The following is a 26790-nucleotide window of genomic DNA, read 5'->3' as shown; positions in this document are numbered from 1 at the left end:
AGGATTCCCATGGCTCTGCAATGCGGCATCGTCGGCCTGCCCAACGTTGGCAAATCGACACTCTTCAACGCTCTGACCCGCGCCGGCATCGCCGCCGAGAACTATCCGTTCTGCACCATCGAGCCGAACGTCGGCGTGGTCGAGGTGCCGGATCCGCGTCTGCAGAAGCTGGCCGAGATCGTCAAGCCCGAGCGCATCCTGTCGGCCACGGTCGAATTCGTCGACATCGCCGGCCTGGTGGCGGGCGCCAGCAAGGGCGAAGGCCTGGGCAACCAGTTCCTCTCGCACATCCGCGAAACCGACGCCATCGTCAACGTGGTGCGCTGCTTCGAGGATCCCAACGTGATCCACGTGGCCGGCAAGGTCGACCCGATCGCCGACATCGAGGTCATCGAAACCGAACTGGCGCTGGCCGACCTGCAGACCGCCGAAAAGGCCCTGCAGCGCCACCAGAAGACCGCCCGTTCGGGCGACAAGGAATCGCAGCGCATCGTCGCCGTGCTGGAAAAGTGCGTGGCGCAACTGAACGAAGCCAAGCCGATCCGCGCGCTCGACCTGTCCACCGAGGAAAAGGCCGACATCGCCCAGCTCTGCTTCATCACCGCCAAGCGCGCGATGTACGTGGGCAACGTGGCCGACGACGGCTTCACCAACAACCCGCTGCTGGACCGCCTGACCGAATTCGCCGCCGCCCGCAACGCGCCGGTGGTCGCCATCTGCGCCGCCATCGAGTCGGAAATCGTCGACCTGGACGACGCTGACCGCCAGGCCTTCCTGTCGGACATGGGCATGGAAGAGCCGGGCCTGAACCGCCTGATCCGCGCCGCTTTCAAGCTGCTGGGCCTGCAGACCTACTTCACCGCCGGCGTCAAGGAAGTGCGCGCCTGGACCGTGCCGATCGGCGCCACCGCGCCCCAGGCCGCGGGCGTGATCCACACCGACTTCGAACGCGGCTTCATCCGCGCGCAGACCATCGCTTACGAAGACTTCATCGCCTACAAGGGTGAGCAGGGCGCGAAGGAAGCGGGCAAGATGCGGGCGGAAGGCAAGGAATACATCGTGCAGGATGGCGATGTGATGAATTTCTTGTTCAACGTCTGACGATTTTTGCTGGATCTCGGTGGCGCTCAGTAGCGTTTGGTGGACAGATTGGCCCGTTTTAAATCAATGGGCTGCGTAAACAATACGGTCTGCTGAGCGTTCCTATTGTTCATCGAGGTCCAGAAAATTCGGGGGTAGCGTTGGGGGTACTCGTGTTCAACCGTGGGGGTACATCTCCCCGCAGTGGAGTCCAACGATGCCCGAGAATCTACTCACCGACCTCAAGGTCAGGTCGGCCAAATCGACTGATCGAGATTGGAAACTATCAGATGGCGGGGGCCTGTTCCTGCTGGTCAAGCCCACCGGCGGCAAGCTCTGGCGGTGGAAGTACCGCCTGCAAGGCAAGGAGAACCTCTTTGCCATTGGCGGCTTTCCTCAAGTAAGTCTTGCGGACGCGCGTGCGGCCCGAGAGAAAGCGCGTGCCTTGGTCAAGCAAGGTATCCACCCTGCGCATGAGCGGCAGCAGGTCAAGCAGCGCAACCTGGAAGTGCTGGAGGAACGCAAACGCGCAAAGGAAAGTTCGTTCGCCAAGGTGGCGCGGGCGTACCTAGCCGAGATCAAGCCAGTTTTTGCACAGAGTTCCTACCGCACGAAAGAGTCTCGCATCAGGAAGTACCTGTCGCCCAAGTTCGATGGGATGCCAATGAGCGACATTGGCGTGAAGCAGATTCGCCCTCTGCTGGAGGAATGCAAAGCTCATGGCGCGTGGGCGGCCATTCACGTCAAAGGCGATCTTTCGGCCATCTTCGAGTTCGCGGTGGTGCGTGGTTTGGTCGAGGCCAATCCGATCCCCAGTCTGCGCGGGCTGCTGCGCGTGCCGTTCAGCGAGAGCAAGGCGGCGATGACGCGAGAGCAAATCCAGAAGTTCTATCAGGAGTTGCGCGGCTACCGGGGCTATCCGGAAACTTCGTTGTGCCTGCGGCTGATTGCGCTGACCGCCTGCCGTCCAGGGGAAGCGGCGGATGCCGAGTGGGACGAGTTCGACTTTGAGGATGCACTGTGGCGTCGGCCTGCTGCGAAGATGAAGGCGCGGCGCGACCATGTCAGCCCGTTGTCTGTGCAGGCCATTGCCGTGCTGAAGGATTTGCAGTGCATCACGGGCGGTGGCTGCTATCTGTTCCCACACCGGAGCGGCAAGGGCTTCACCACACCCAACCGGTTGACCTACGCGATGCGCGATATGAACCTGGGCCGGGGTACGACGCCGCATTGCTGGCGGACGACCTTTTCAACCTGGGCCAACGAGAACGGATACCGGCCTGATGCGATTGAGCGGCAGCTTGCCCACGTGGAAAGCAACAAGGTTCGGGCCACGTACAACAAGGCGCTGCTGCTGGATCAGAGAAGGACACTGTTGCAGGACTGGGCGGACTACCTGAGTGCTGCGGAGGGCAGCGGCACAGCATAGAGACGGTTTGGCCGGGTATCGCAGCAGCGAGTGGGCAGAGCGGCCTTTTCCTTTTCTGGATAGGGCCGTTGTCCCTTGAGTGCCGTTCCCTTGCCGTTTGCCTTTGCCCTGAGTTGGGCCTGGAAATGGGGTAAACAATGGGGAAAATAGGGTAGTTGTGAAATTATTACCCTTTTTAGGCATTCCCTTCCTGGTCGGCCATGCCGGCCCCTCGCGATCGGGCCTACGTTCAGGAAATGGGGTAATCAAACACCTTTAATGAGGTATTTCTAGAGACAATGCCCCATTTAAAGACTATGATTACCCCCATTTAGACAGCCTGGGCTTACATTTCCATGCACTCGCTCACACCCGAGTACCTTGTCGCGCTTCGCTTCGATGGCACTCAAGCCGCCACGTTGCGCACACTGGGCGAGTACCAGGGTAAGCAGCAACTCTACGCCGCACAGTCGCCCGAAGCCCTCAAGGGCCTGCGCCAGATCGCGGTGGTGGAGTCCACTGAGTCGTCTAACCGGCTGGAAGGTGTTGTCGTAGCGCCTTCGCGGCTGAAGTCTCTGGTCATCCGCAACGCAACACCAAAGGGCCGCTCCGAACAGGAGATCGCCGGCTACCGTGACGCCCTGGCGCTGATCCACGAATCGGCCGCGCACATGTCCTTCAGCGAGGGCGTAGTGCTGCAACTCCACACCCTGCTGTACCGCTATATGCCGCAGGTGGGAGGGCGCTGGAAGGCTACCAATAACGACATCATCGAACGTCACCCGGACGGCACGTCACGTCTACGTTTCCAGCCGGTCGCTGCGCACCTCACACCCATGGCTATGACCGATCTGGCCGGGCGCTACGCCACCGCGCTGGATCAGCACCTGGCCGATCCCCTCGTACTGGTGCCGCTGGCGATGCTCGACTTCCTGTGCATTCACCCCTTCCCGGACGGCAACGGTCGCATGTCCCGCTTGTTGACCTTGCTGCTGCTCTACCACTTCGAATATGCCGTGGGCCGCTACATCAGTTTGGAACGCATCTTCGAGGACACCAAGGAAGGCTATTACGAGACGCTGGAAGCCAGTTCGCAGGGATGGCACCAGGGGCAGCACGACGTAAAGCCCTGGCTTGACTACTTCTGGGGCGCCTTGCTGCGGGCCTACCGCGAGTTCGAGGAGCGTGTCGGCACCATCGAACGGGGACGTGGCAGCAAAGGCGACCGGGTGCGGAAGGAAGTTCTGGGGCGTACCTTACCGTTCTCGATTTCCGAGATTGAAGAAGCCTGCCCGGGCGTGAGCCGGGACATGGTGCGGCTGGTGTTGCGGGCGATGAAATCAGATGGGTTGATCGAATCAACCGGAAAAGGCCGAGGGGCGAAATGGCTCCGTACCGCAGAAACACTGAGCACCACAGAAAACAGAGCGCTGGCATCCAGCCAAGCCGGCAACGAAGATGGATATTGAAGTGACAAGCACCGAACAGAAGACTGACCGCTTTATCAGCAAGCTCGAAGCCGTGGGAGGTTCCGCTGGGAATCAGCGGCTCCGAGAGGCGTTGGGGTGGCAAGAATCCACCTATGACAGCATCAAGCAGCAACTGATCGAGGAGGGGCGGATCATTCCCGGTCGAGGGCGCGGCGGTTCGGTTGCCCTGGCTACGACAGCCTATGCGGCCAACAAAAAATCAGCGACATCGTTGGAAGTACGCGAAGCCCCCGTGCCGTACCTGAAGACGAAGACGAAAGCAGATTCGTCATCGCGGGACCGAGCGACTGCTACCCCAGCCGCCAAGACGCTTACTCCGCGCAACGGTGTGGTCAAGAAATCCGACCTCTACAGCTCCATCTGGGCCTCCTGCGACGAACTGCGCGGCGGCATGGACGCCAGCCAGTACAAGGACTACGTGCTGTTCATGCTGTTTATCAAGTACATCAGCGACAAGTACGGTGACAGCGACGACTTCGCCCCGCCCGTGGTCATCCCACCGGGCGCGTCATTCAAGGACATGGTGGCGCTCAAGGGCAAGGACGACATTGGCGACAGGATCAATACCCAGGTTATCCAGAAGCTGATCGACGCCAACACCAAGCTGGCACGCAGCGACTTCCCTGATTTCAACGACCCCAACAAGCTCGGCGAAGGCTCGGCAATGGTCGAACGGCTGGGCAACCTGATCGCCATCTTCGAAAAGCCCGAGCTAAACTTCGCCAACAACCGCGCCGACAACGACGATTTGCTCGGCGATGCCTACGAATACCTGATGCGCCATTTCGCACAGGATTCCGGCAAGAGCAAGGGCCAGTTCTACACGCCGGCCGAAGTCAGCCGCATCATTGCCCAGGTGATTGGTATCTCGCACGCCAACACCAAGGCTTCCACTACTGCGTATGACCCGACATGCGGCTCGGGCTCGCTGCTGCTGAAAGTGGCTGCTGAGGCAGGTCGGCAGATCACCCTGGAAGGCCAGGAAAAGGACGTGACCACCGCTGGCCTGGCGCGGATGAACATGATCCTGCACGACTTCCCCAGCGCCACCATCCTCAGTGGAGATACGCTGGTGAACCCCAAGTTCAAGGATGGCGAACAACTGCGTGCCTACGACTACGTGGTCGCCAACCCGCCGTTTTCCGACAAGAAATGGTCCACCGGCCTCAACCCGGCCAACGACCCGTACCTCCGTTTCACCTGGGGCGAGCCGCCCGCCAAGCAGGGCGACTACGCCTACCTGCTTCACATTATCCGCAGCATGAAGGCCACCACCGGCAAGGGTGCCGTCATCCTGCCGCATGGAGTGCTGTTCCGTGGCAATGCGGAGGCCCATATCCGCAGGCAACTGGTGCGTTCCGGCATCCTCAAGGGCATCATCGGCTTGCCTGCCAACTTGTTCTACGGCACCGGAATTCCTGCCTGCATCCTGGTGCTGGACAAGGAAAATGCCAGCGCCCGCAAGGGCATCTTCATGATCGACGCCAGCAAAGGCTTCATCAAGGACGGCCCCAAAAACCGACTGCGCGAGCAGGACATCCACCGCATCGTCGATGCCTTCCGCCGCAGTGCGGACGAACCGCGCTATGCCCGCATGGTGCCGCTCGACGAAATCGCCAGCGAAAAGAACGACTACAACCTCAACCTGCCACGCTATATCGACAGCAGCGAGCCGGAAGACCTGCACGACATCGACGCCCACCTCAACGGCGGCATCCCCGAGCGCGACATTGACGCCTTCGCCGCCGATTGGCAGGAAATGCCTGCCCTGCGTCAGGCGCTGTTCGAGGCCGAGCGCCCCGGTTATGCGCGGCTGCGCCAGCCGATAGCCGAAGTGCGTTCCGTTATCCTGGCCCATCCGCAATTCCGGCAATTCCGCAGCAAGGTGGAAACCCTATTCGGCAAATGGCAGCAGGCCGTCACGCCGCTGCTCACCGGTATCCAGCCCAGCGACAAACCCAAGGCGCTGATAGCGAAGGTCTCCGAAACCCTGCTCACCACCTTCCACGCTGCACCGCTGCTCGACCCCTACGACATCTACCAGCACCTGATGGACTACTGGGCCGAGACCATGCAGGACGACGCCTATCTGATCGCCGCCGATGGCTGGGTGACCCTGCCCCGGCGCATCGTAGAAACCGACAAGAAGGGCAAGACCAAGGACAAGGGCTGGACCTGCGATCTGCTGCCCAAACAATACATCGTCGCTCGCTACTTCGCCGCCGAGCAGGCCGAACTGGAGGCAAAGCAGGCCGAACTGGAAAGCATTGCCAGCCAGATCGCCGAACTGGAAGAAGAACACGGCGGCGAAGACGGCGCCTTCGCAGGCTTTGACAAAATCAACGCCGCGCCGGTCAAAGACCGCCTCGCCGAAATTGGCGCTGATCCCGACAGCGCCGACGAACGCGCCGTGCTCAAGCAGTGGCAGCAACTCAGTGCCCGCGAAACCGAGTTGAAGAAAAACATCAAAACGCTGGAGGCGGAACTCGACCGTCAAGCCTATGAGCACTACTTCACTCTGAGCGAAGCCGAGGTCAAAACGCTCGTGGTTGAAGACAAATGGTTGGCTCACCTACAAACCGATGTGCAGCAGGAGCTGGATCTCATCTCGCAAACCCTCTCCCAGCGCATCCGCGAACTGGCCGAACGCTACGACACCCCGCTGCCCAAGCTGGAAGATGATGTGGTAGCCCTCAGCGCCAAGGTGGAAGCGCACCTGAAGAAGATGGGGGCGGTATGGAAGTGAAGCCGAGGTACAAGCAGACGGAAGTAGGGGTGATTCCGGAAGATTGGCGAATGGTTCACCTTGGAGATATTGCTGTCATTAAAGACGGGACACACCAAACTCCAAAATATGTTTCTTTCGGAGTTCCGTTTTACAGCGTTGAGCAAGTAACAAGCGGGAATTTCTCTGACACTAAATACATTTCGCCGGAAGAGCATAAATTTCTTACTCGCTCTTGCAAGATAGAGAAGGGCGATCTTTTGATGACCCGGATTGGGTCTATTGGCGATTGCAAACTGATTGATTGGGAGGTGGATGCCAGCTTCTACGTCAGCTTGGCACTACTGAAAATTCATGGCGCTTCTGCGGGTTATGTAGAGCAGTACTCCAAATCCCTCTCATTTAAGAGGGAGGTAGAGCTTCATTCCTTGCCTTCCGCAATTCCAAAGAAGATAAATCTAGGGCCCATATCGGATATACGAATTCCCCTTCCTTCTCCAGGAGAGCAGTCTGCCATCACCACCGCCCTCAGCGACATGGACGCGCTGCTGGACGGACTGGATCGCTTGATCGCCAAAAAGCGCGCTATCAAACAGGCCGCCATGCAGCAACTCCTCACCGGCCAAACCCGTCTGCCGGGGTTCAGGGGGGAATGGGAAGTGAAGCGGTTGGGTAATATCGTGAATATTGACCCCGAAAGCCTTGGCGGCGACACTCAAAAAGATTTTCAGTTCAATTACATGTCGCTCGAAGACGTAGATGAAGGCATCTTAAGAAGCTACTCGGAACAGATATTCTCTACATCTCCATCGCGTGCTCGTCGGAGAATACGTGAAAACGACGTGCTCGTTTCCACCGTTCGCCCCAATCTGAAATCACACCTGCTCTTCAAGAAAGGTGCTGGCAGTTGGGTATGCTCTACTGGTTTTTGTGTTCTACGTTGTCCGGAAGGCGTGATACACCCTGGCTACATTTTCTTCCATTTGTTTGCTAGTCATGTGAATCGTCAAATTGACGCTCTCCTGACAGGGTCAAACTATCCAGCCATCAACAGTAGTGATGTTCGTGCCTTGGAGGTTCCATTTCCCGGGTATGCCGAACAGGTGGCCATTGCCAGCGTCCTCAACGATATGGACGCCGAAATCACTGCGCTGGAAACCCGCCACACCAAGACCAGCGCCCTTAAACAGGCCATGATGCAGGAACTGTTGACTGGCAGGACGCGGTTGGTAATGCCTGATGTCAAACCGGCTGGCGAGGTGGTGGTACGAACAGAAGGACGCAAGGCGAACGTCCATTTCCTGAGAAGCGTGCTGGCTGCCGAAATCATCGACCAGTTGCACGACCAGCCGACTTTCGGTCACGTCAAGTTCGAGAAGATGATGTTCCTCGCCGAGCATCTGTGTGAGGTGGATACCGGCTCTACCTACCACCGCAAGGCCGCTGGCCCCTATGACAATCGGGCGCTGCGCTCGATAGACAGCCAGTTGCAGAAGCAGCAGTGGTTCGAGGCGCGCAAGCAAGATGGGCGTTACCAATACGTACCGTTGGCGAAGCGTGGCGGACACAAACCCTACTTCGAGCGGCATTTTCCCGGGATCGTCGAGACCCTTGAGAAGATTCTGGACACCTTCAAAACCGCCAAAACGGAGCAGTGCGAAATCGTCGCCACCTTGCTGGCGGCATGGAGCGATTTGCTGCGTGAGAAAGGAACCGTCTCCGATGAAATGATCGTGCATGAGGTGCTGCACAACTGGCACGAAGCAAAGCAGCGGATACCTGAAGATCGCTGGTTGAAGGCTCTAGGCTGGATGCGAGAAAAAGGTTTTGTGCCCAAAGGAGTGATATTGCCATGACCGACAAGCCAGTCTCCCTGACTTCAGCCCCACAAGGCTATGCCGACTGGCTGGCCGACCTGAAGGGACGCATCCACACCGCGCAGCAGCGTGCGGCGTTGGCGGTCAACCGGGAACTGGTGAGCCTGTACTGGCAGATCGGCCGTGACATCTTGGCGCGGCAGGCCGAGCAGGGCTGGGGAGCGAAGGTGGTCGAGCGGCTGGCGCATGACTTGCGTGCCGCCTTCCCGGAGATGAAGGGTTTTTCGCCGCGCAACCTCAAGTACATGCGGGCGTTTGCCGAGGCGTGGCCGGATGCCGAAATTGTGCAGCAGGCTGCTGCACAATTGCCTTGGGGTCATAACCAGGTATTGCTGGATCGCCTGAAAGGGCCAACGGAGCGCTTGGCTTATGCTCGCGCCGCCATCGAGCATGGCTGGTCGCGGAATGTGCTGAACATCCACATCGAGACCCGCCTGCTGGAGCGCACGGGCAAAGCCGTTACCAACTTCGATCAGCGCCTGCCTGCACCGCAGTCCGATCTGGCTATCGAGTCGCTGAAAGATCCGTACCGCTTTGATTTCCTCGGCCTGGGCGAGGAAGCGCAGGAACGCGAGATCGAGAATGCGCTGGTGCAGCACGTCACCGATTTCCTGCTGGAACTGGGTGCGGGCTTTGCTTTTGTCGGGCGGCAGGTGTTGCTGGACGTGGGCGGCGAGGAGTTCTTCATCGATCTGTTGTTCTACCACCTCAAGCTGCGCTGCTACGTGGTGATCGAGTTGAAGGCGGGCAAGTTCAAGCCCGAGCACCTGGGGCAACTGGGCTTTTACCTGACGGCGGTGGATCGGCAGGTGAAGCACGCGCAGGACAACCCGAGCATTGGTCTGCTGCTGTGCAAGAGCAAGAACAAAGTGGTGGCCGAGTACGCCCTGGGTGATAAGTCGCAGCCTATGGGTATTGCCGAATACAAACTGGTGGAGTCCCTGCCGCAAGAGCTGCAAACTGGCCTGCCGACGATCGAGCAGATCGAGCAGGAACTGGGCAAGTCTATGGACGATGGCACCGAGGAATGATGCGATGACCCAATCCATGCTGCGCTCCGAGCGCAACAGCCAAAACCGCGTGACGCGTCTGTTTACCACTCCACTGGCCGATGGCGGCCTGGGCTACGAACACCTGGGCAACTGGAGCAAGCGCGACCACAACCGCGCCATCGAAACCGAGTTGCTGCGCGCCAATCTGGCCGCTCGCGGCTACTCGCCCGCCCACATCAGCGCAGCCTTGCAGAAGCTGGAAGTTGCGGTGGATGTCACCGGCATCACGCCCTATCAGGCCAATCTGCGCACCTACCAGTTACTTCGCTATGGCGTGCCGGTGCAGATTGCGGCGGGTCAGTCGCATGAGACGGTGCAGTTGATCGACTGGGTGCAGCCCGGGCGCAATCACTTCGCGCTGGCTGAGGAAGTGACGCTGCGAGGCGGGAGCACCCGTCGGCCGGACATTGTTCTGTACATCAATGGCCTGGCGGTGGCGGTGATCGAACTCAAGCGCAGTTCGGTGGATGTGGGTGACGGCATTCGCCAGTTGATCAGCAATCAGGAAGAAACCTTCAATCAGGGCTTCTTCAGCACTGTGCAGTTGCTGCTGGCGGGCAGCGATGCGCAAGGTTTGCGTTACGGCACTACCGGAACACCGGAACAGTTCTTCGTGCAGTGGAAGGATGAACAACCGCCAGCCATGGCAACAGCGGGCGCGCTGCTGGATCGCCCGTTGGCGCAGATGTGCGAGAAGGCGCGGTTGCTGGATTTGATCCGCAACTTCGTGATCTTCGATGCGGGTTTCAAGAAGGTTCCCCGGCAGCACCAGTACCAGGGCATCAAGGCCGCGCAGGAACGCATTGCCAAACGCGAGGGTGGTGTGATTTGGCACACCCAGGGCAGCGGCAAGAGCATCCTGATGGTGTTGTTGGCCAAGTGGCTGCTGGAGCATGATCCACAGGCGCGGGTGCTGGTGGTGACCGACCGCGATGAGCTGGACAAGCAGATTGAAGGCGTGATGCGCAATGCCGGGGTGATCGGCGAAGGATCGGCTCCCCCGCGCATCACTTCACGCGCAGACTTCGTGCGAAAACTAGGCGTTACTACGCCGCGCTTGTTGTGCGCGCTGATCCACAAGTTCGATGCGGCCGATCTCAAGGGCGAGCCACCGCCCATCCATGGGCGTTTCTACGTGTTCGTGGACGAGTGCCACCGCACCCAGGGCGGCAACATGAACAAGCAGATGAAGCGCTGGCTGGCCGACGCCATCTTCATCGGCTTCACCGGCACACCGTTATTGCGCAAGGATCGGCAGACTACCCGCGAAGTGTTCGGCACGTATATCCACACCTACAAGTTCCACGAAGCGGTGGCTGACAAGGTGGTGCTGGATCTGAAATACGAGGCGCGGGATGTGCCGCAGCGGCTGACTTCACGCAAGGCCATCGATGCCTGGTTCGAGAAGAAAACGCGCGGGCTGAACAACTTCCAGAAGTCCATTTTGCGCAAGCGCTGGGCCACGATGGAAGAGCTGATGAGCGCCAAGGAGCGCAAGGATCGCATCGTCGCCAACATCATCGAGGACTTCAGTCTCAAGCCACGCCTGGACAATGACCGCGGCACGGCGATTCTGGTGGCCGCCTCGATCTACGATGCGTGTCATTATTTCCGGCTGTTCCAGAACACGCATTTCGGCCCCTATGTGGGCATCATCACCTCGTACGAACCCAACCCGGTTGCCATCTCGAAAGAATCGGCCGGCAGCGACGAGCGCTACAAGTTCGACACCTACAAGCAGCATGTGTTGCGTACTGGCCAGACCACCAAGCAGTACGAAGACGAAACCAAGCGCCGCTTCATCGAGGAACCGGCCAACATGAAGCTGCTGATCGTGGTCAGCAAGTTGCTTACCGGCTTCGATGCACCCAGCTGCTCCTACATCTATCTGGACAACGAACTGCACGACCATAACCTGTTCCAGGCCATCTGCCGTACCAACCGGCTCGACGGTGACGACAAGGACTATGGCCATATCGTCGATTACAAGGAGCTTTTCGGTGACGTGCAGCAAGCCATTGCGGTTTACAGCTCCGACGAGTTGGACATCGATGCGGGCAATGGCGGCGACAACAACATCCATCTGAAAAATTGGCTGGAGGAAGGCCGCAAGCAACTGGACGAGGCCCGTGAAGCGCTGCATTACCTGTGCGAGCCGGTGCCGCAGCCGCGTGAGCTGGAGCAGTTCATCCACTATTTCTGCGGGCATGCCGGTGATCCGGAAGCGCTGCTGGAAAGCGAGGCACTGCGCATTGCCTTCTACAAGGCGGTGGCGACCTATCTGCGTGCCTTTGCGGATATCGCCCAGAACTTGACCGAGGCGGGTTATTCCGACAATGAAGCCGACACCTTGCGCCGGGAGTCCGAGTTCTATGCCGAAGTGCGTTCGGCCATCAAGCACTACAGCGGTGAGGAGCTGGACATCAAGCCCTACGAAGCCGACATGCGCCACCTCATCAACACCTATATCCAGGCCGAGCCAGCGCAAGCGCTGGGGGAACTGGCCGAACTGTCGCTGACCGAGCTGATCATCGAGACTGGCATCCACGATGCCATCGCCAAGAAACTCAATGAGAAGGGCAAACTGTCGAAGAATGCCATTGCGGAAACCATCATCAACAACGTTCGCAAGACCATCATCCGCGACCGCCTGACCGATCCGCGTTTTTATGAGCAGATGTCCAAGCTACTCGATGACTTGATCCAGCAAAGCCGTGAAGGCACCGAGGCTTACGAAGCATTCTTGAGCAAGGCGGAAGGCATCCTGAAGAAGCACCGCGCGAAACAACACGACATCGATGAGCCTGCCATCTTGCACGGCAATGCAGGTGCGCTGGTGATTTATCGCAATCTGCCTGACATCATTTCCGGCGATGTGCTAGCCGATACGGATGGTGTAGTCAAAGAGCCACAGGCCGAATACGGAGATCCGTTGGCCTTGCTGGCGCTGAAGATCGATCGTGTGATGCGTGACGAAGCCCCGGCAGGATGGCGTGGCGACGAAGCCAAGGAGCGCATCGTGCAGAATTTCCTGCACCCGTTGACTGGACGCAACCGCGAGGCCACGCTCAAACTATTCGATTTGCTGAGAAATCAGCCGGGTTACTGATGGAGCAGACGCACATACGTCTGGGGGAACTGGACATCGCCGTCACGTTCAAGGCGGTGAAGAATGTCCATCTTTCCGTGCATCCGCCCGAGGGTGTGGTGACGCTGGTGGCCCCGATAGGCACGCGGCTGGAGGTTGCTCGTGCCTATGCTATTTCCAAGCTGCGTTGGATTCGCCAGCAACAGGCGCAATTACAGGCACAGTCCCGCGAAACTTCTCGCCAGTTCGTCACCAGAGAAAGCCATTACGTCTGGGGGCGCCGTTATTTGCTCACGGTGCTGGAGCGCGATGCCCCACCTTCAGTGAAGATGGACCACCATCGCATCACCCTGCATGTTCGCCCCGGCACCAACGCAGCCAAGCGCGAAGCCATCTATCAACGCTGGCAACGCGGTTTGCTACACCAGGCCATTTCACCCCTGATCGAATACTGGGAACCACGTATCGGCGTGAAGGTCAATGGCTACTTCCTGCAACGGATGAAAACCAAATGGGGTAGTTGCAATCATCGCCAGGCCCACATTCGGCTCAACACGGAACTGGCCAAGAAGCCTCGTGACTTGCTTGAATATGTGATCGTGCACGAAATGATCCATTTGATCGAGCCGACGCACAGTGAGCGGTTCATATCGTTGCTGACCCGACACTATCCTGCCTGGCGGGATGCTCGTGCGGAACTGAATGCGCTGCCGCTGGGACAGACGGTTTGAATATTGCTACCGGCCAAGATAAATCGAGACTACACCGACTCGCCCATGCCCTAGTTCAAGACTGATATGTAGTCGGACCTGGTGGTCTTGTAGGCGTTGTTCAGCAGACATGGCCGAAGAATGAATTCCCCCGGCCACAGGCGCCTTCCACCCCATCAGCATCTCATACCGCATCTGCGCATACCGATGCCGCAGCCCGTGCATGTTGCTCAACCCCGCCGCCTTGCACTGGCCGTCGTAAACATGCCGCTGCTGGATGTAGGTCTTGTACGCCGGGATCAGTGAGCCCGACCCTGCCAGCCGATGAGCTTCGTCCAGCACCGCACGCTGCTCCGGCGTCGTGATTGGCACCGTCCGATCACGCCCGCCTTTTGCCCATGATCCTTTGATGGCGATCTGGTCGCCACGGTCGGCATAGCGGGGTTGGAACTTGATGGACTCCTCCCGCCTCAGGCCGAAGGCAGCCTGTAAACGCAGGCTCATGAGGACATGAGGGTCGGTGATCCTGTCCAACCTATCGCCCAGCTCCTTGGCCTTGTTTTCATTGGTCACATAGCGGCGGTCAGGGATACCCAGCCTGGTGTTGTCCGTTGGTAGGATGCCTGCCTTGCCGACCTTCTCGGCCCACCAGCGCAGATGCGCCATGCGGTTCTTGATCGTGCCAGCCGACAGGCCTTCAGCTTGCCAGCGCTGTAACAGAGCTTCGACATGCTTGCCCTTGAGCGAGGTGGCCCGCATCTGGCGAAAGCCTGCTTCGCGCAGTTGGCAGGCGACCAGGGTCAGCGACCGTTGCCGGTCGGCTTGGGTGGCGTGGCTGCCGTCGCGGTTGCGCAGGCAGAGCTGGCGTAGGGTGTAGGTCAGGTCGTCCATTTGCGGCCTCCCAGTAAAGCGCCGTACTGCGTTGTCCTGAAATTCAGTGGTTAGTGTTGGTGCCAGCTCGCCAAGGCGAGATCCCGTGAGGGCAAGGGCATGGTGTTCAGGAGACACCAGAGCCTCGAATGAGGCGTCCGTCTTGCTCCCTGCTGGAAGCCCGGACGGAGGTACTACAAGACGAAAGTGATGCGAACGTGGACGAGTCCTCCTATGAAGTGAGTGGGATGAGAAATGCCGCGGGAACCCTGTGCGTTGTGCACAGGCAATTGCCGCAAAGGACAGTGCGCCAGATGGCGCGGTAGGGATGAGTTCAAACTGACGAAGAAGGCTCTGCCCTGAGTAGGGCCGGTATGCGGTCGGAGCCTGGGCATACCTGGGGTGGTTCCACCCTGTCGGGCCAGCGCTTGCAGGAACCTGCGCTGTTGGGGTTGCCGATGTACGAAGCCCATCGGTCATGGCAACTGTCCGGTCAATGTAGTGCGGACATCATCATGTAGGCCGCACGCAATAGGAACTGGCTTTTGCCCGCATTGTTTGCGGTGTTGCGCGGGGCGTCACTGCGGCGTGCAGTGACGCCCCGTTTCGCGGCAGCATCTACTGCTACGCAGGATGCGGCTGCCATCCCTTGGCCTGCATTGCCTGTACCGCGATATCCCCAGCGTTCGTCGGAGCATTCAGCATCTTGCGGATGTTGGCGATGTGCGCCAGGGCGGTTTCACGCGATGCCGGTTGTGCCGTCGTTCAGGGCGGTCTTCGGTGCGCGGCGGAGCTGCAGGCCGATTCTCGGCAGTCCGTGGGGTGGCAGACGCCTCCTTGCGTCCTGCCCACAGACGGAACTCGCCCGCAAATACGCGCTTCACCAAGGCAAAGAAGTAGGCCACGACATTGCGCACGGTGCCGCTCTGGCTGCGTGCCTGCAACTCATCGAGTACTTCCTGGCGATGCTGCGGCGGCAGCCGCCGCAAGGCGGCCTGCACGTCCTTTTGCTGATCTGCCTGGGCATTGCTCAGGCAAGGCGGCAAGCTCACCGACTGCGATGCCGTATTGCCGTCGCCTTCGCGCGCGCGGTACGTACGTTCTTTTTTATACATATACGTCTTATACGTACTGCCCTGCTCAGCCGTCACGTGGCGAGCGTGTCCGGTCTGTTGCGGAACAAGCGTGGTGCCAGCGGAATCGCCAGACATTGGCAGTGGGGCGGCTGCCTCGCTCGCCTGCGGCGGCGGAGTAGGGGGCAAATCATCGTCATCGTGGCGCTGATCGTGGGTCGCAATGGAAGCGGCTTCAGGTGCCTGCGCCAGCGTTGCCTGAATGTGGACGGCTACCCGATCCACCTGGTTGTTTTCGTGACCGATAGACGCTTGCAGAAGCGCAGGCAGACTGGCATCGAGCGCGCAGGCTTGTTGGAAGTCCAGGGTGCTTTCGTGAACCTGATACAGCTCGCTGAGCACATGGCCGGTAAGGGGATCGCGTTGCTGGCCCACCAGACTGATCCACCCCGTCAGCCGAAGCACGACGAGGACACGCCGGGCCGTCTCGTACCCGGCCCGCTGCCCCAATGGGGTAGAGGTGAGATAGCGTCGCAACTGTCCCAGGTTCGCCAGCGGGCTGATGCCCTCGGCAGAGCGCAGCATGCGCAGAACCTGCCAACCATTGCGCTCCAGCGGCGTGAGGCGAGCATCGAGCATGAGCGAGGCAGGTGTAGCGAACAGGGCATCTTGCCCCAGCGAGTTGTGGCGGGTGTGGTGGTCTGCCATGAGAGTTCTCCAAGGTCTGGGCCACAGTGGCCCGTTCCCCTGCATCTCATCGCGTACCGCTCCATGCGTCAGCCAACAATGCGGTCTGCGCCATACCCGTTTTATCCGGCAGGCGTAGCGCTGGCACCGGCTTCCAGACTGATCTATCATCCAGGTACCCCCTTGGGGGTACAACTGGGGGTACTTCCAGCGATTCCCGCAAAGGCCGTGGCCCGATTTCCCCGCGAAACCTAGCATTCACGGCCGTTTGCCGACCGATCAACGTTTAAACGTGTGATCAACGTCTGATCGTTTTCAAGCGCGCCAGGTCGCGCTTCATGGAAGGGGCAGGTCCTTGGCATCAAGGGCCTGCCCCTTCCATTTAGAACTTCGCCTGCAAGCTCAACGTCACCCGCCGCGGCTCGCCGTAGATCAAGCCGTTATAGAACCCATACTGCCGATAGTACGTCTTGTCGAACAGATTGCTGACGTTCAGCATGGCTGACAGATGGCGGTTGATGTCGTAGCGCGCCATCGCGTTGAACAGCGCATAGCCCTTCAGGGGAATCGGCGAGTCGTCGAAGCCGCCGCGGCCGTCCGGCCGGCCAGGGTAGGGTTCGGACACCGTCTTGCCTTGCCATGTCAGGCCGCCGCCGATGGTCAGCCCGCGCAGCATTCCCTGCAGCCGGTAGGTGGTGTTCAGCCGCAGCAGATGGCGCGGGTCGGGGCGCTCGGCCGTGTCGGTGTTGCCGACGTCCAGATAGGTGTAGCCCAGATAGACGTTCCAGGCGGCCGTCACAGCGCCGGCGATTTCGGCGTCGACGCCTTTGACGATGACGCCCGTGCCCGTCCGGTAGGCCTGGTCGCCATCGGGCGTCAACCTGTCGCCGTCTTTCAGGGCGACATTCTTCTGCAGGCCGCGGAACGCCGACACGGCGGCATTGAGCGCGCCATTGAACCATTCGCCCTTGATGCCGGCTTCGTAGCTGGCGCCCGTGATGGGCTTGAGGGTGTCGCCGCTTTCGTTCTTGCTGGTCTGCGGCGTGAATACGTCGGTGTAGCTGGCGTAGACCGAGTAGTTGGGCGTCAACCCGTAGACCAGGCCGTAGTAGGGCGTCCAGGCGTGGGCGGCGTTTTCGCCGGTGCGCGCGCCGCGGACACCCGCCGCGTTGTAGTTGTCGCTGTGGATCTGGTAGGCGCTGCGGCGCAGCCCGGTGATCAGGGTCAGGTCGTCGGCGAGTTCGAAGCGGCCCGCGACGTAGCCGCCATAGAGCGTTGTCCGGGTGACGCGGCGGGCATCGGTGCGAAACGCGCGGATGTTGCCGTATTCGTCGCCGCGCCAGGCGCGCCAGTCCGCGACGGGCAGCTCGGTGCGGTATTGGCAGCGGCCCCGGAAGCCGGCGATGCCGTCGATGCTGCAGTTGCTGCTGTTGAAGGTCCACGACGGTTCGTCCATGCGCGAGCCGTTCAGGCCGACGAGCAGTTCGTGCCGGCGTCCGAACAGTTCCAGGGGGCCCGAGAGATCCAGCGAGAATGCGTCGGTTTCGCCTTCCGTCTCCGAATGGATGGCATTGAGATAGGCGCCGCTGCCGTCCTGATTCCAATGGGGCCAGCGGACCCTGCCGTTGTTGACCTTCACCGCGCCCTTGTTGTTCAGGTCCGCGCGCGAGGTGTGGGCATAGTCGGCGCGCAGCTTCCAGTCGTTATCGAAGCGGTGGTCGAGCGAGGCGAACAGCGTCTTCGCTTCCATGTCGGTCTTGCTCCAGTCCGCCGCCAGGTTGACGTTGCGGCGGAAATGGGTCGGCGATCCGTCTGCGAACCAGGCGGGCACGTTGGCGCCCCATGAGGCGCCGTGGAAGATGCTGTGCTCGTACTGGAAGCCCAGGCCCACCTGCGTGCGGGCTGTCACATCCATGGCGATGCTGGCCAGGAACCCCTGCCGTTCGATGCTCGAGTGGTCGCGGAACACGTCGGAGTTCTCGCCGCTGAATACCAGGCGCGAGCGCACGCGCCCGTCCGCCGCCAGCGGGATGTTGATGTCGCCGACGGCATTCTTCTTGTTCCAGCTTCCGGTGCGCAGGGTCAGGCTCGCGCCGAGCTCGCGGCCGGGACGTTTGCGCACCAGGTCGACGGTGGCGGAGGGGTCGCCGGTGCCGCCCAACAATCCGTTTGCGCCCCGCACGATGCTGACGCGGTCGTAGAGATCCATGTTGATCGCGCCGCTGCCGCCGCTGTTGAACGAGGACCCGCCGATGACCGACAGGCCATCGACCTTGTAGTTGGTGATGTTGAATCCGCGTGCGCGGTAGGTGGTGCGCCCGCCGTTGTCCATTTCGACGAAAGTGATGCCCGTGGTGCTGCCCAGCACGTCGCCGATGGACTGCATGCCCTGGTCGTCCATCTGCTGGCGGGTCACCACCGACACGGACTGGGGCGTTTCCTTGGGGCTGAGCGTCAGGCCGGTGGAGGCGCGGGTCGCGGGCACGGTATAGGCGCGTGTCGCCTCGGTGGGTTCGTCTGCCTGGCCGCTCACTTCAATGGCCGGCAGCGTGGCGGGGCCGGGCGATGCGGTGCCGGCGCCATCCGGCTGCCGCGCCTGGAGAGGGGCGGACGCGGAGGCCAGGGCAAGCGTGATCAGGCCAAGCAGTACGGAAGAGCCCGACGAGTGGTGGTGCATGACAATCCATCCCGGTTCATATGGAAAAAAGAAGCGCCATTGATTGGCATTTTTATTTATGCAATTGGCTGCCAGGGAATATGCCGGATGTCGGCCGGGTTGGCCCACGCTATGCGCAACGGGTCGGCAAAAGAAGACTTGTTTAAGGGGGCCAGCCGCGAGAGCGGGATCAGGCTGTGCGATCACGCGGTGCGCGGGGCTTCACCGCCATGCCGACGCGTCGGCATGGCGGAAGGCTTACCAGGGCTCCAGCAGCCAGCCCTGTTGCGTGGCCCGCAGCCTGTCCGTGAGCGCCAGGTTGTCCAGGAACGCCTCGTCGTGCGATACCACGACCAGCGCGCCGGCATAGCCGCGCAGCAGGCTTTCGAGGGCGAGCATGGAGGGCAGGTCGAGGTGGTTGCCAGGCTCGTCCAGCAGCAACAGGCGGGGCGGCGGATCGGCGTAGAGCGCGCACGCCAGCGCTGCCTTCAGCCGTTCGCCGCCACTGAGCGAGCCGCTGGGCGCCAGGCTTTTGCGCGCATCCAGGCCGAGGTGGGCCAGGCGTGTGCGCAGTTCGCCTTCGTCCAGGTTGGGATTGGCGGCTTGCAGTTGTTCGAGCACGGGCTGCTCCGAAGCCAGGCCGGCCAGCCGCTGGTCGAGATAGACGCTTTCGGGCGCAGCCTTCCTCTCGCCCGACAGGGGCGCAAGCTGGCCCGCCAGCACCTTCAGCAAGGTCGATTTGCCGCAGCCATTCGGGCCGGTGACCGCCACGCGTTGCTGGCCGCCCAGCAACAGGCTGACATGGCGGGTGGCCGCCGCGATGAACGGCAGCGTGACGTCGTCCAGTTGCGCCACGCGCCGCTGCGCCGCCTGCGCGACGGGCAGGGCGTGCAGCGAGATCGCTGCGTCCTTTTCGACTTGCGCCGCGGCCTCGCGCACGGACTGCGCCAAGCGTTCGTGGGCGGCTGCGTGTTGCTGCTTCAATCTGCCGGCCGAATCCTCGCTGCGGCCCTTTTGACGGTCGAGCAGGATCCTGGCCTGGTTGGCCTGCTTGCCGTGCCGCTGGCCGCGCGCCTGCCGGCGCTCCTGCCGTTCGCGCTGGGCCTGCATCGCCTGTTCTTCGCGCCGGCGTTCGAGCTTGCGGTGTTCCAGCCGCTCCAGTGCATTGGCGCGTTCCTGCGCCTTGCTGGCGGCATAGACGCCGTAGTTGCCGCCATAGCCGCGCAGGCCCAGCGATGACAACTCCACGATGCGCGCCAGGGTGTCGAGCAGTTGCCGGTCGTGGCTGACGACCAGCAGGCCGCGCGGCCAATGGCGCAGTTGTTCGATCAACGCCTCGCGGTTGCGGCGGTCCAGGTGGTTGGTGGGCTCGTCCAGGATGAGGAAGTCGGCTTCGGACAGCATGGCGCTGGCCAGCGCGACGCGCATGGCTTCGCCGCCGCTGAGGCTGCTGGCGGGTGTCGCGGCGTCGAGATGGCCCAGGCCGTCGCGTTCCAGCGCGTGGTGCAGGCGCTGGCGGATGTCCCAACGGTCGCCGACGCATTCGAAGTCTTCCGGCGCGCTGCTGCCGGCCTCGATGCGCGCCAGCGCCTCCAGCGTGGATTGCACGCCTGCCAGACTGGCGACGGTGGCGCCGGGCGGCGGGGAGACCTGCTGGGCCAGATAGAAGACGCTGCCCGATCGCAGGCAGCGTCCGCTCGATGGCGGCAACTCGCCGGCCAGGATCCGCGCCAGCACGGTCTTGCCAACGCCATTGCGCCCGACCAGACCAGTGGGACGCGAGTCGAAGGTTTCGTCGAGTCCGGAAAAGAGGGGGCTGCCGTCCGGCAGCAGATACGACACGCCTTCCAGCGTGAGATACGGAGTCGTCATGCGTGATGCTTCCAGGGATGCCAGGAACTCCCCCTGCGAGTGGGGGGCGGGTGGAGACTGGCCGTCATTGCGACGGCGGCATCAATGGCGCATGGGACGAATACCTCGATGACTGTGATCCAGGCCGATACTGTAAAAGCCCTCGGCGGAATTGGCAAAATTCGCGCGAGGCAAGGCTGCCCGAGTTGACGGGGGCGTGCGCCGTTTCAGGCCTCCAGAGCCTGCGCCACGGCCCATCCCGCCAAGTACAAGCCTACGCCGAACGACGCATGCGCCATCAGGCTGCGTAGCCGCGCCACCGCGGGCTTCGGGGTCTTGCGCGCCGCGAGGCCGGCGCCCATGCCCGGTTGCAGGATCAGGAATGGCGCGGCGACGGTGGCGATGCCGACGATCAGCGCCGGAGGCAGCGTGGGCCGCGCGGCCCAGGCCGGTCCCCAGATCGCCAGCAGCAGGAGCGCGAACAGGATGCCGATGGCGTAGTGGGCGATCCAGCCGATGGCGCGTTCGCCCGCCACGGGGGCCGAGCGCGCGATGCCGGGATGGGTCAGCCGTCCCTGTGGCAGATGGCCGAGCCAGCGGCCCACCATGGCGTAATCCAGCGATGGCACGCCGAACAGGCGCTTGAGCAGCAGGGCCCACAGGTCCATGACGAGGGTGGCGCCGACGCCGATCAGCACGGCGCGAAGGAATAGCTCAGGAAACATGCGGGTTCCGGCAAGTGAACAACAATCAATAGATTGATTGAATGTTATTCAATAACGTTTCCGAGTGTCAACGTCACGGACCGATGATGGGCATATTGCCCGCGCGAAGCGGCGCCGGTGGGAAGGCCTTTGCCTGTGGGCTTGCAGCGCGGCCACGGGCGGCCCCGGCGCCGTTATTCGCCCTTGCCGCCACCCGCCGCGCGCAGGAAGTTTTCTTCCAGCACGTTCAGCACCCGGTTCAGCGTGTCGATGTCGGCGGCCGACAGGCCCTTGAGCGATTCGTCGAAGAAGGCCGCCCGCTTGGGCAGGGCCTCGTCGACCACGGCCTGGCCGGCCGGCGTGAGGCGGGCGTTGGTCAGCCGGTTGTCGTTCGGATCCACGGCGCGCGCGATCCAGCCGAGTTTCTGCATGGCCTGCAACTGGCGGGTGAGCGAGGCGGGATCGAGGCGGCAGCGCTCGGCCAGGTGCTTCTGCGAGCACTGGCCGCATTCATGCAATGCCAGCAGGATGCGCCAGCGCGGCAGCGCGTGGCCGACCCGGCCGCTGAAGGCGCTCTGCATGACGCGGTAGGTCTGGCCCATGTGCTGTATGACCTGCAGGCCCTGTTGTTGTTTGGGCAAAAGCTACTCTCCGACGCTGGCGGGCTCCGGCTTGGAGACGCGCGCCAATTGCACCAGGGGGACGCGCCGCACGCACCACAGCGCCAGCACCGCGACCGCCAGGGCGATGAGTTGCCCCTCGTGGATGGCGCCGACCAGCGCCACCCGCGCGATCTCGATCAGCGACGTTCCATCCTGGCCTTGATGCGCCAATTGTGCCAGGAACTGCGTCTGGGCCTGGGGATTGACCAGCATCTGCGGGTCGTCCAGTTGCGGCAGCCAGCGCGCCGAGGCGCCGCGCAGCGTCGATTCAACGCCGCTGAAATAGCTGTGGTTGACCATGGTGCCGACCACGGCGGTGCCGAGCATGCCGCCGATCATGCGCAGCGATTGCAGCAGCGCGGTGGCGATGCCCAGGTGGCTGCGGCCGGCGGTCTGCTGCGCGAACACGGTCAGGTTGGGCATGATGAAGCCCATGCCGAGGCCGGCCATCAGCATGTAGGCGGCAATCAGGCCGTGCGGCGTGTAGTTGTGGGTGGTGACGATGCCCATACAGGATAGCGCCATCAGGATGAAGCCCGCGTACAGCATGCGGTTGGGGTTGCGGATGCGGGTGATGATGCGGCCGTTGATGATGCTGCCCACGGTGATGAAGACCACCATCGGCGTGATCAGCAGTCCGGCGTCCTGCGGCGACAGGCCGAAGCCGCCCTGCAACAGCAGCGGTGCGTAGAACAGCAGCGAATACATGGTCACGCCCACCAGCAGCGCCAGTATGAACAGCATCGCCAGGCCGCGGTTGCGGAACATGTCGAACGGCAGCAGCGGATGCGGGCAGCGCCGCTCCCACCAGTACAGCAGGCCGAAGGCGGCGGCGCTGCCGGCGCCCAGCAGCACGATGGTGGCGCTCAGGCCTTCCTTGGGCAGCAGTTCCACCAGCAGTTGCAGGCCGCCCAGCGCGGCGGCGATCAGCAGCGCGCCCTGCCAGTCCAGGCGCACCTTGCCGGTGGTGTGATTGCGCAGGTGCGGCAGGTAGCGCGCGACGAACCAGAGGCCGAGGATGCCGATGGGCAGGTTGACGTAGAACACCGAGCGCCAGCCATAGTGCTCGGTCAGCGCGCCGCCCAGCGTCGGCCCGACCGCGTTGGCGATGCCGAAGGCCGAACTGAGCATGACCTGCCAGCGCAGCCGCACGTGCGGGTCCGGGAACAGGTCGGGGATGGAGGCGAAGGCGGTGCCCACCAGCATGCCGCCGCCCACGCCCTGCAGGGCCCGCGCCAGCACCAGCGTGAACATGCTGTCGGCCGCGCCGCACAGCACCGAGGCCAGCGTGAACAGCACGATCGCCGCCACCACGAAGGGCTTGCGGCCATAGTAGTCGCCCAACCGGCCGAAGATCGGCACGGTGATGACCGAGGTCAGCAGGTAGGACGTCGCCACCCACGCGTACAGCTCGAAGCCCTTGAGCTCGGCCACGATGGTGGGCAGCGCGGTGCCCACCACGGTCTGGTCGATGGCCACCATCATCATGACGAAGCACATGCCCAGCATGGCGAGCAGGGTCTGCCGGAAGGGGAGCACCTGGCCGGGCGAATAAGGGGTGCTGGGGGCGGGGGCGGGCATTGTTGGATGGATCAATGATTGATGGATCAATCATTCTAGCTCTACAATCCGCAAGACAGAAAACCGTCAGTTTTGCGCCCGGCGCGCAGGTGGGCCCGATTTGTTACGATAGCGGTATGTGCACGCTGGTCATGCTGGCGTCTTCAGCAGGTCTTTCCATGGCAGTTCCTCTCCGCTTGGCGTATCGGCCCCTGGCCTGACGCACGCGGCGGCACGCGATCGAAGACGGATAAATCAGTAAGCCTCGCGCCGGGCGCGACGGCATAGCGCCATTCCCGCGCCGGACGCGGCGGATGGCATTCAAGGATTACCAGTCGAGGTACCGACGGGGCGGCAATGAAAACGTGGTTCAAGCGCATTCTGATAGGCCTGGTGGTGTTGGTTGTCGTGGCCGTCGTTGGCCTGGCCATCTTTCTGCTGACGTTCGACCCCAACGCGTACAAGTACAAGCTCGAAGAGCTGGTCCAGGAACGCTATCACCGCACGCTCACGATCGACGGCGAGATCGAGCTGTCGCTGTTCCCGCGCATCGGCCTGTCGGTGCAGGGCGTGTCGCTGTCCGAGGTCAATAGCACCGAGACCTTCGCCTCCATCGAGAGCACCCGCCTGGCGGTGGCCGTGTGGCCGCTGCTGTCCAACAGTTTCGTGGTGGACCATGTCGCCATCAGCGGCTTCAAGGCGCGCCTGGTGCGGGGCAAGGACGGCCAGTTCAATTTCAGCAACCTGGTCGGCGGCACCGCGCCTGTGGTGGCTACGCCCGCCAATCCCGCCGAGGCCCTCGCGGGGGCGGCGCAGACCGCCGCGCAAGCGCTGACCAGCGGCGCGCTGCCGCCGTCGCGCAACAACATGCAGATCGACATCGCCGGCCTCGACCTGAAGGATGGCGAGGTGCTGCTGCAGGATGAGATGTCGGGCATGGCGGTGGCCGTGACCAAGATCAACGCCAATACCGGCCGCGTCACCTTCAACCAGCCGTTCGACGTGCGCCTGACGGCGCGCCTGGAAGGCGGCAACCCGCGCATCGACGCCAACCTGACCGGCCAGGCGTTGCTGACGCTGGACCCGTCCGCCAAGCGCTACGCGGCTCAGAAGCTCGATCTGCGCATGGACGGCAAGCTGCCGGGCGCCGAGGCCAAGAGCCTGGCGATGCGCGGCAACCTGGCGTTCAACGGCCAGAAGTCGGCGCTGGACGTGGCCGGGCTGGAAGTCGTGTTCCAGGGCGACGTCACCGATCCGGCCGCGCGCGCCACCAACGTGGACGCCAGCGTGGCCATGCCCAAGCTGTCGATCGACCCGCACAAGAGCCAGTTGCAGATCGAGAAGCTGGCGGTGCGTGCCAAGGGCGGCGTGGCCGACGGCCCGTTCGAATTCGCCGTGGACGCGCCGGCGCTGAACATTTCGCCGACGCAGGCCACGGGCGAGGCGCTGACCGGCCGCGTGCGCATCAGCGGGCTGGACGCCAGCTTTGGCCTGAACGGCATCAGCGGCAACGCCACCGAACTCGACATCAAGGAAGCCAAGCTCGACAGCACCTCCAAGAAGGGCGAGCGCGTGGTCAAGCTGACCTTCGCCTCGCCGCTGTCGCTGAACCTGCTGCAGCGCCAGGGCAGCCTGGCGGCGCTGCGCGGCGATGTCAACATCACCGACCCGGGCCTGCCCAAGGGCAGCCTGCAGATTCCCGTGATCGGCAGCCTCAATGTCGATCTGACCAAGGACACGGCCAGCAGCAAGATCAACGCGGTGCTCGAAGGCGGCAAGTTCGACCTGACCGCCGACATCGCCAAGCTGAGCGATGCGCCGCAGGTGAATTTCGCGCTGGCCGTGGATACGCTGGACCTGGACAAGCTGGTGCCGCCGGCGGCCGCGGCCGCGCCGGCCAAGCCGCCCGCCGACGGCAAGAAGGACGAGAACAAGCCGGTTGCGCCGGCGCCGGCCGCGCCCGCGGATGATTCGATCAACCTGTCGGCGCTGGTCGGCCCGAGCGTGAACGGCACGCTCAAGGTCGGCAAGCTGGTGGTGCGCGGCCTGAAGGCCGATGACGTCGCCGCCGCCGTCAAGCTGGACCGCGGCAAGCTCGATATCTCCAGCCTGACCGCCGGCCTGTACGGCGGCAAGCTGGCCGGCGCGCTGTCGGTGGACGCGGCGCAGGGCAACCAGTTGGCGACCAAGATGTCGCTGGCGGGCATTTCGATCGAACCGCTGCTGGTGGACCTGGCGCAGCGTAACGTGCTGAGCGGCACCGGCAGCCTGGCGCTGGATCTGAAGACCGCCGGGGCCAACGCCTACGCCATGAAGAGCGGCCTGGGCGGCACGCTGCAGGTGCGGCTGCGCGACGGCGCGGTCAAGGGCATCAACCTGACGCAGACGCTGCGCGAGCTGAAGGCCGCGCTCAAGCCCGAGTCGCAGGACGAAACGGTGGCGGCCGACACCAGCAAGCAGACCGCGTTCTCGGAAATGGATGCGGACCTGGCCTTCACCAAGGGCGTGGCGAGCGTCAAGCGCCTGAACGTCGTGTCGCCGCTGTTGCGCGTGACGCAGGGCGAGCCGGCCACCATCGACTTCGTCAAGAGCGAGCTGGACCTGGTGGCGCGCGCGCGCGTCGTCAATCCGGCGGCCGACCCGGAAGGCAAGGAATTGATCGACCTGAAGGACGTGACGATTCCGGTGCACGTGCGTGGTCCGTTCGAGAAGCCCACCTACACGCTGCTGTGGAAGGACGCCGTCGCCGGCATCCTCAAGCGCAGCCTGGAAAACAAGCTGCGTGAAGCCGTGACCGGCAAGGGCAAGGGCGGCGCGGCGGTGGACAAGGCCCTGAAGGGCCTGCTGGGCAAATGAGCGCCGCCACCTTCCAGCCCATCGCCCAGTGCGGCGTGACGGCGCAGGCCGAGGCCGCGCCGTATCATCGCCAATGGCTGGTGGCCAACGATTCGGGCCAATGGCTCAACCGCGAGCTGTGCCCGCGGCTGGCCGATGTGGCGGTGGAACTGCGCCTGGGCTACCTGGTGCTGCGCGCGCCGGGCATGCTGCGCATGGATATTCCGCTGGACGTGATCGAGGACGACGACAGCGTGCGCTACAGCATGAAGGTCGGCGAGCAGGTCATCGACGTGGTCGACGAAGGCGAGCTGGCCGCCGCCTGGATCTCGAATTTCGTGCAGGTGCCGTGCCGCATCCTGAAGGTGCATCCGGACACGCCTGTGTCGGTCTGGCCGGACTGAGTCTGGCGCGGGAAATCCGGGGGCGCGCCGCTGCGCGACGCGCTTGTCATCGGCAACG

At 62.5% G+C, this 26790-nt stretch carries 17 protein-coding genes; 10 read left to right on the top strand and 7 right to left on the bottom strand.

Annotated elements, in window-relative coordinates; all coding sequences use genetic code 11:
- Window positions 1–9: 9 nt before the first annotated feature.
- From ychF to ACUDCK_RS24650, 8 genes are all read left to right on the top strand, one after another.
- Window positions 10–1101 (top strand): redox-regulated ATPase YchF, encoded by a 1092-nt coding sequence (gene ychF / locus ACUDCK_RS24685; protein ID WP_054500693.1) that lies wholly within the window; start codon window positions 10–12, stop codon window positions 1099–1101.
- Window positions 1102–1297: 196 nt separating this feature from the next.
- Complete coding sequence (locus tag ACUDCK_RS24680; protein ID WP_054500694.1) at window positions 1298–2509, top strand: tyrosine-type recombinase/integrase; 1212 nt, start codon at window positions 1298–1300, stop codon at window positions 2507–2509.
- A gap of 335 nt (window positions 2510–2844) precedes the next feature.
- Window positions 2845–3957 carry a Fic family protein gene (locus ACUDCK_RS24675; protein ID WP_054500695.1) on the top strand — a complete coding sequence of 371 codons (1113 nt, stop codon included), beginning with the start codon at window positions 2845–2847 and terminating at the stop codon, window positions 3955–3957.
- A complete protein-coding gene (locus ACUDCK_RS24670; RefSeq protein WP_217481213.1) occupies window positions 3947–6724 on the top strand; it encodes an HsdM family class I SAM-dependent methyltransferase in 2778 nt (925 codons plus the stop codon). The genes ACUDCK_RS24675 and ACUDCK_RS24670 overlap by 11 nt, the downstream gene beginning before the upstream one ends.
- Window positions 6715–8559 carry a restriction endonuclease subunit S gene (locus ACUDCK_RS24665; protein ID WP_082401807.1) on the top strand — a complete coding sequence of 615 codons (1845 nt, stop codon included), beginning with the start codon at window positions 6715–6717 and terminating at the stop codon, window positions 8557–8559. Before ACUDCK_RS24670 ends, ACUDCK_RS24665 begins: the two co-directional genes overlap by 10 nt.
- Window positions 8556–9611: a PDDEXK nuclease domain-containing protein gene (locus tag ACUDCK_RS24660; protein ID WP_054500698.1), complete on the top strand. Its 1056-nt coding sequence runs from the start codon at window positions 8556–8558 to the stop codon at window positions 9609–9611. The genes ACUDCK_RS24665 and ACUDCK_RS24660 overlap by 4 nt, the downstream gene beginning before the upstream one ends.
- A 4-nt stretch (window positions 9612–9615) precedes the next feature.
- Window positions 9616–12741 (top strand): type I restriction endonuclease subunit R, encoded by a 3126-nt coding sequence (locus tag ACUDCK_RS24655; RefSeq protein ID WP_054500699.1) that lies wholly within the window; start codon window positions 9616–9618, stop codon window positions 12739–12741.
- On the top strand, window positions 12741–13451 hold the full coding sequence (locus ACUDCK_RS24650; RefSeq protein ID WP_054500700.1) for a M48 family metallopeptidase: 711 nt from the start codon (window positions 12741–12743) through the stop codon (window positions 13449–13451). Before ACUDCK_RS24655 ends, ACUDCK_RS24650 begins: the two co-directional genes overlap by 1 nt.
- 6 nt (window positions 13452–13457) lie before the next feature.
- On the opposite strand, the gene ACUDCK_RS24645 is transcribed toward ACUDCK_RS24650, so the two are convergent.
- The 7 genes from ACUDCK_RS24645 to ACUDCK_RS24615 all read right to left on the bottom strand — a co-directional run bounded on the left by ACUDCK_RS24645 (window position 13458) and on the right by ACUDCK_RS24615 (window position 23514).
- Entirely contained in the window at window positions 13458–14321 is an 864-nt protein-coding gene (locus ACUDCK_RS24645; protein WP_175167067.1) for a phage integrase N-terminal domain-containing protein, read from the bottom strand.
- 677 nt (window positions 14322–14998) lie between these two features.
- Window positions 14999–16081, bottom strand: coding sequence for an STY4528 family pathogenicity island replication protein (locus ACUDCK_RS24640; RefSeq protein ID WP_244976859.1), 1083 nt, complete (start codon window positions 16079–16081; stop codon window positions 14999–15001).
- Between the two features lie 361 nt (window positions 16082–16442).
- On the bottom strand, window positions 16443–18737 hold the full coding sequence (locus ACUDCK_RS24635; RefSeq protein WP_175167068.1) for a TonB-dependent siderophore receptor: 2295 nt from the start codon (window positions 18735–18737) through the stop codon (window positions 16443–16445).
- 237 nt (window positions 18738–18974) lie between these two features.
- Window positions 18975–20588, bottom strand: a complete 1614-nt coding sequence (locus ACUDCK_RS24630; RefSeq protein ID WP_175167069.1) for an ABC-F family ATP-binding cassette domain-containing protein — start codon at window positions 20586–20588, stop codon at window positions 18975–18977.
- Window positions 20589–20794: 206 nt separating this feature from the next.
- A complete protein-coding gene (locus tag ACUDCK_RS24625; protein WP_054500704.1) occupies window positions 20795–21292 on the bottom strand; it encodes a DUF2938 domain-containing protein in 498 nt (165 codons plus the stop codon).
- 173 nt (window positions 21293–21465) lie between these two features.
- Window positions 21466–21912, bottom strand: coding sequence for a MarR family winged helix-turn-helix transcriptional regulator (locus ACUDCK_RS24620; protein ID WP_054500705.1), 447 nt, complete (start codon window positions 21910–21912; stop codon window positions 21466–21468).
- A gap of 3 nt (window positions 21913–21915) precedes the next feature.
- Window positions 21916–23514 (bottom strand): MDR family MFS transporter, encoded by a 1599-nt coding sequence (locus tag ACUDCK_RS24615; protein ID WP_054500706.1) that lies wholly within the window; start codon window positions 23512–23514, stop codon window positions 21916–21918.
- A 336-nt stretch (window positions 23515–23850) separates the two neighbouring features.
- On the opposite strand from ACUDCK_RS24615, the gene ACUDCK_RS24610 reads away from it, so the two are divergent.
- Window positions 23851–26349, top strand: a complete 2499-nt coding sequence (locus ACUDCK_RS24610; RefSeq protein WP_064523562.1) for an AsmA family protein — start codon at window positions 23851–23853, stop codon at window positions 26347–26349.
- Complete coding sequence (locus ACUDCK_RS24605) at window positions 26346–26732, top strand: MOSC N-terminal beta barrel domain-containing protein (RefSeq protein ID WP_054500708.1); 387 nt, start codon at window positions 26346–26348, stop codon at window positions 26730–26732. The genes ACUDCK_RS24610 and ACUDCK_RS24605 overlap by 4 nt, the downstream gene beginning before the upstream one ends.
- Window positions 26733–26790: the final 58 nt, after the last annotated feature.

Source organism: Achromobacter sp. CF-sbj1-Ac2-l (assembly GCF_052698165.1).
Note: the sequence above shows the minus strand (reverse complement) of the source record. Positions and strands in the feature narration are given on the sequence as shown.

Coding starts and splice junctions, on each gene's coding strand:
- ACUDCK_RS24635 (WP_175167068.1), bottom strand. CDS start 18,737: ATGCACCACCACTCGTCGGGCTCTTCCGTACTGCTTGGCCTGATCACG.
- ACUDCK_RS24605 (WP_054500708.1), top strand. CDS start 26,346: ATGAGCGCCGCCACCTTCCAGCCCATCGCCCAGTGCGGCGTGACGGCG.
- ACUDCK_RS24665 (WP_082401807.1), top strand. CDS start 6,715: ATGGAAGTGAAGCCGAGGTACAAGCAGACGGAAGTAGGGGTGATTCCG.
- ACUDCK_RS24650 (WP_054500700.1), top strand. CDS start 12,741: ATGGAGCAGACGCACATACGTCTGGGGGAACTGGACATCGCCGTCACG.
- ACUDCK_RS24610 (WP_064523562.1), top strand. CDS start 23,851: ATGAAAACGTGGTTCAAGCGCATTCTGATAGGCCTGGTGGTGTTGGTT.
- ACUDCK_RS24615 (WP_054500706.1), bottom strand. CDS start 23,514: ATGCCCGCCCCCGCCCCCAGCACCCCTTATTCGCCCGGCCAGGTGCTC.
- ACUDCK_RS24670 (WP_217481213.1), top strand. CDS start 3,947: ATGGATATTGAAGTGACAAGCACCGAACAGAAGACTGACCGCTTTATC.
- ACUDCK_RS24645 (WP_175167067.1), bottom strand. CDS start 14,321: ATGGACGACCTGACCTACACCCTACGCCAGCTCTGCCTGCGCAACCGC.
- ACUDCK_RS24640 (WP_244976859.1), bottom strand. CDS start 16,081: ATGGCAGACCACCACACCCGCCACAACTCGCTGGGGCAAGATGCCCTG.
- ACUDCK_RS24630 (WP_175167069.1), bottom strand. CDS start 20,588: ATGACGACTCCGTATCTCACGCTGGAAGGCGTGTCGTATCTGCTGCCG.
- ychF (WP_054500693.1), top strand. CDS start 10: ATGGCTCTGCAATGCGGCATCGTCGGCCTGCCCAACGTTGGCAAATCG.
- ACUDCK_RS24655 (WP_054500699.1), top strand. CDS start 9,616: ATGACCCAATCCATGCTGCGCTCCGAGCGCAACAGCCAAAACCGCGTG.
- ACUDCK_RS24625 (WP_054500704.1), bottom strand. CDS start 21,292: ATGTTTCCTGAGCTATTCCTTCGCGCCGTGCTGATCGGCGTCGGCGCC.
- ACUDCK_RS24675 (WP_054500695.1), top strand. CDS start 2,845: ATGCACTCGCTCACACCCGAGTACCTTGTCGCGCTTCGCTTCGATGGC.
- ACUDCK_RS24680 (WP_054500694.1), top strand. CDS start 1,298: ATGCCCGAGAATCTACTCACCGACCTCAAGGTCAGGTCGGCCAAATCG.
- ACUDCK_RS24660 (WP_054500698.1), top strand. CDS start 8,556: ATGACCGACAAGCCAGTCTCCCTGACTTCAGCCCCACAAGGCTATGCC.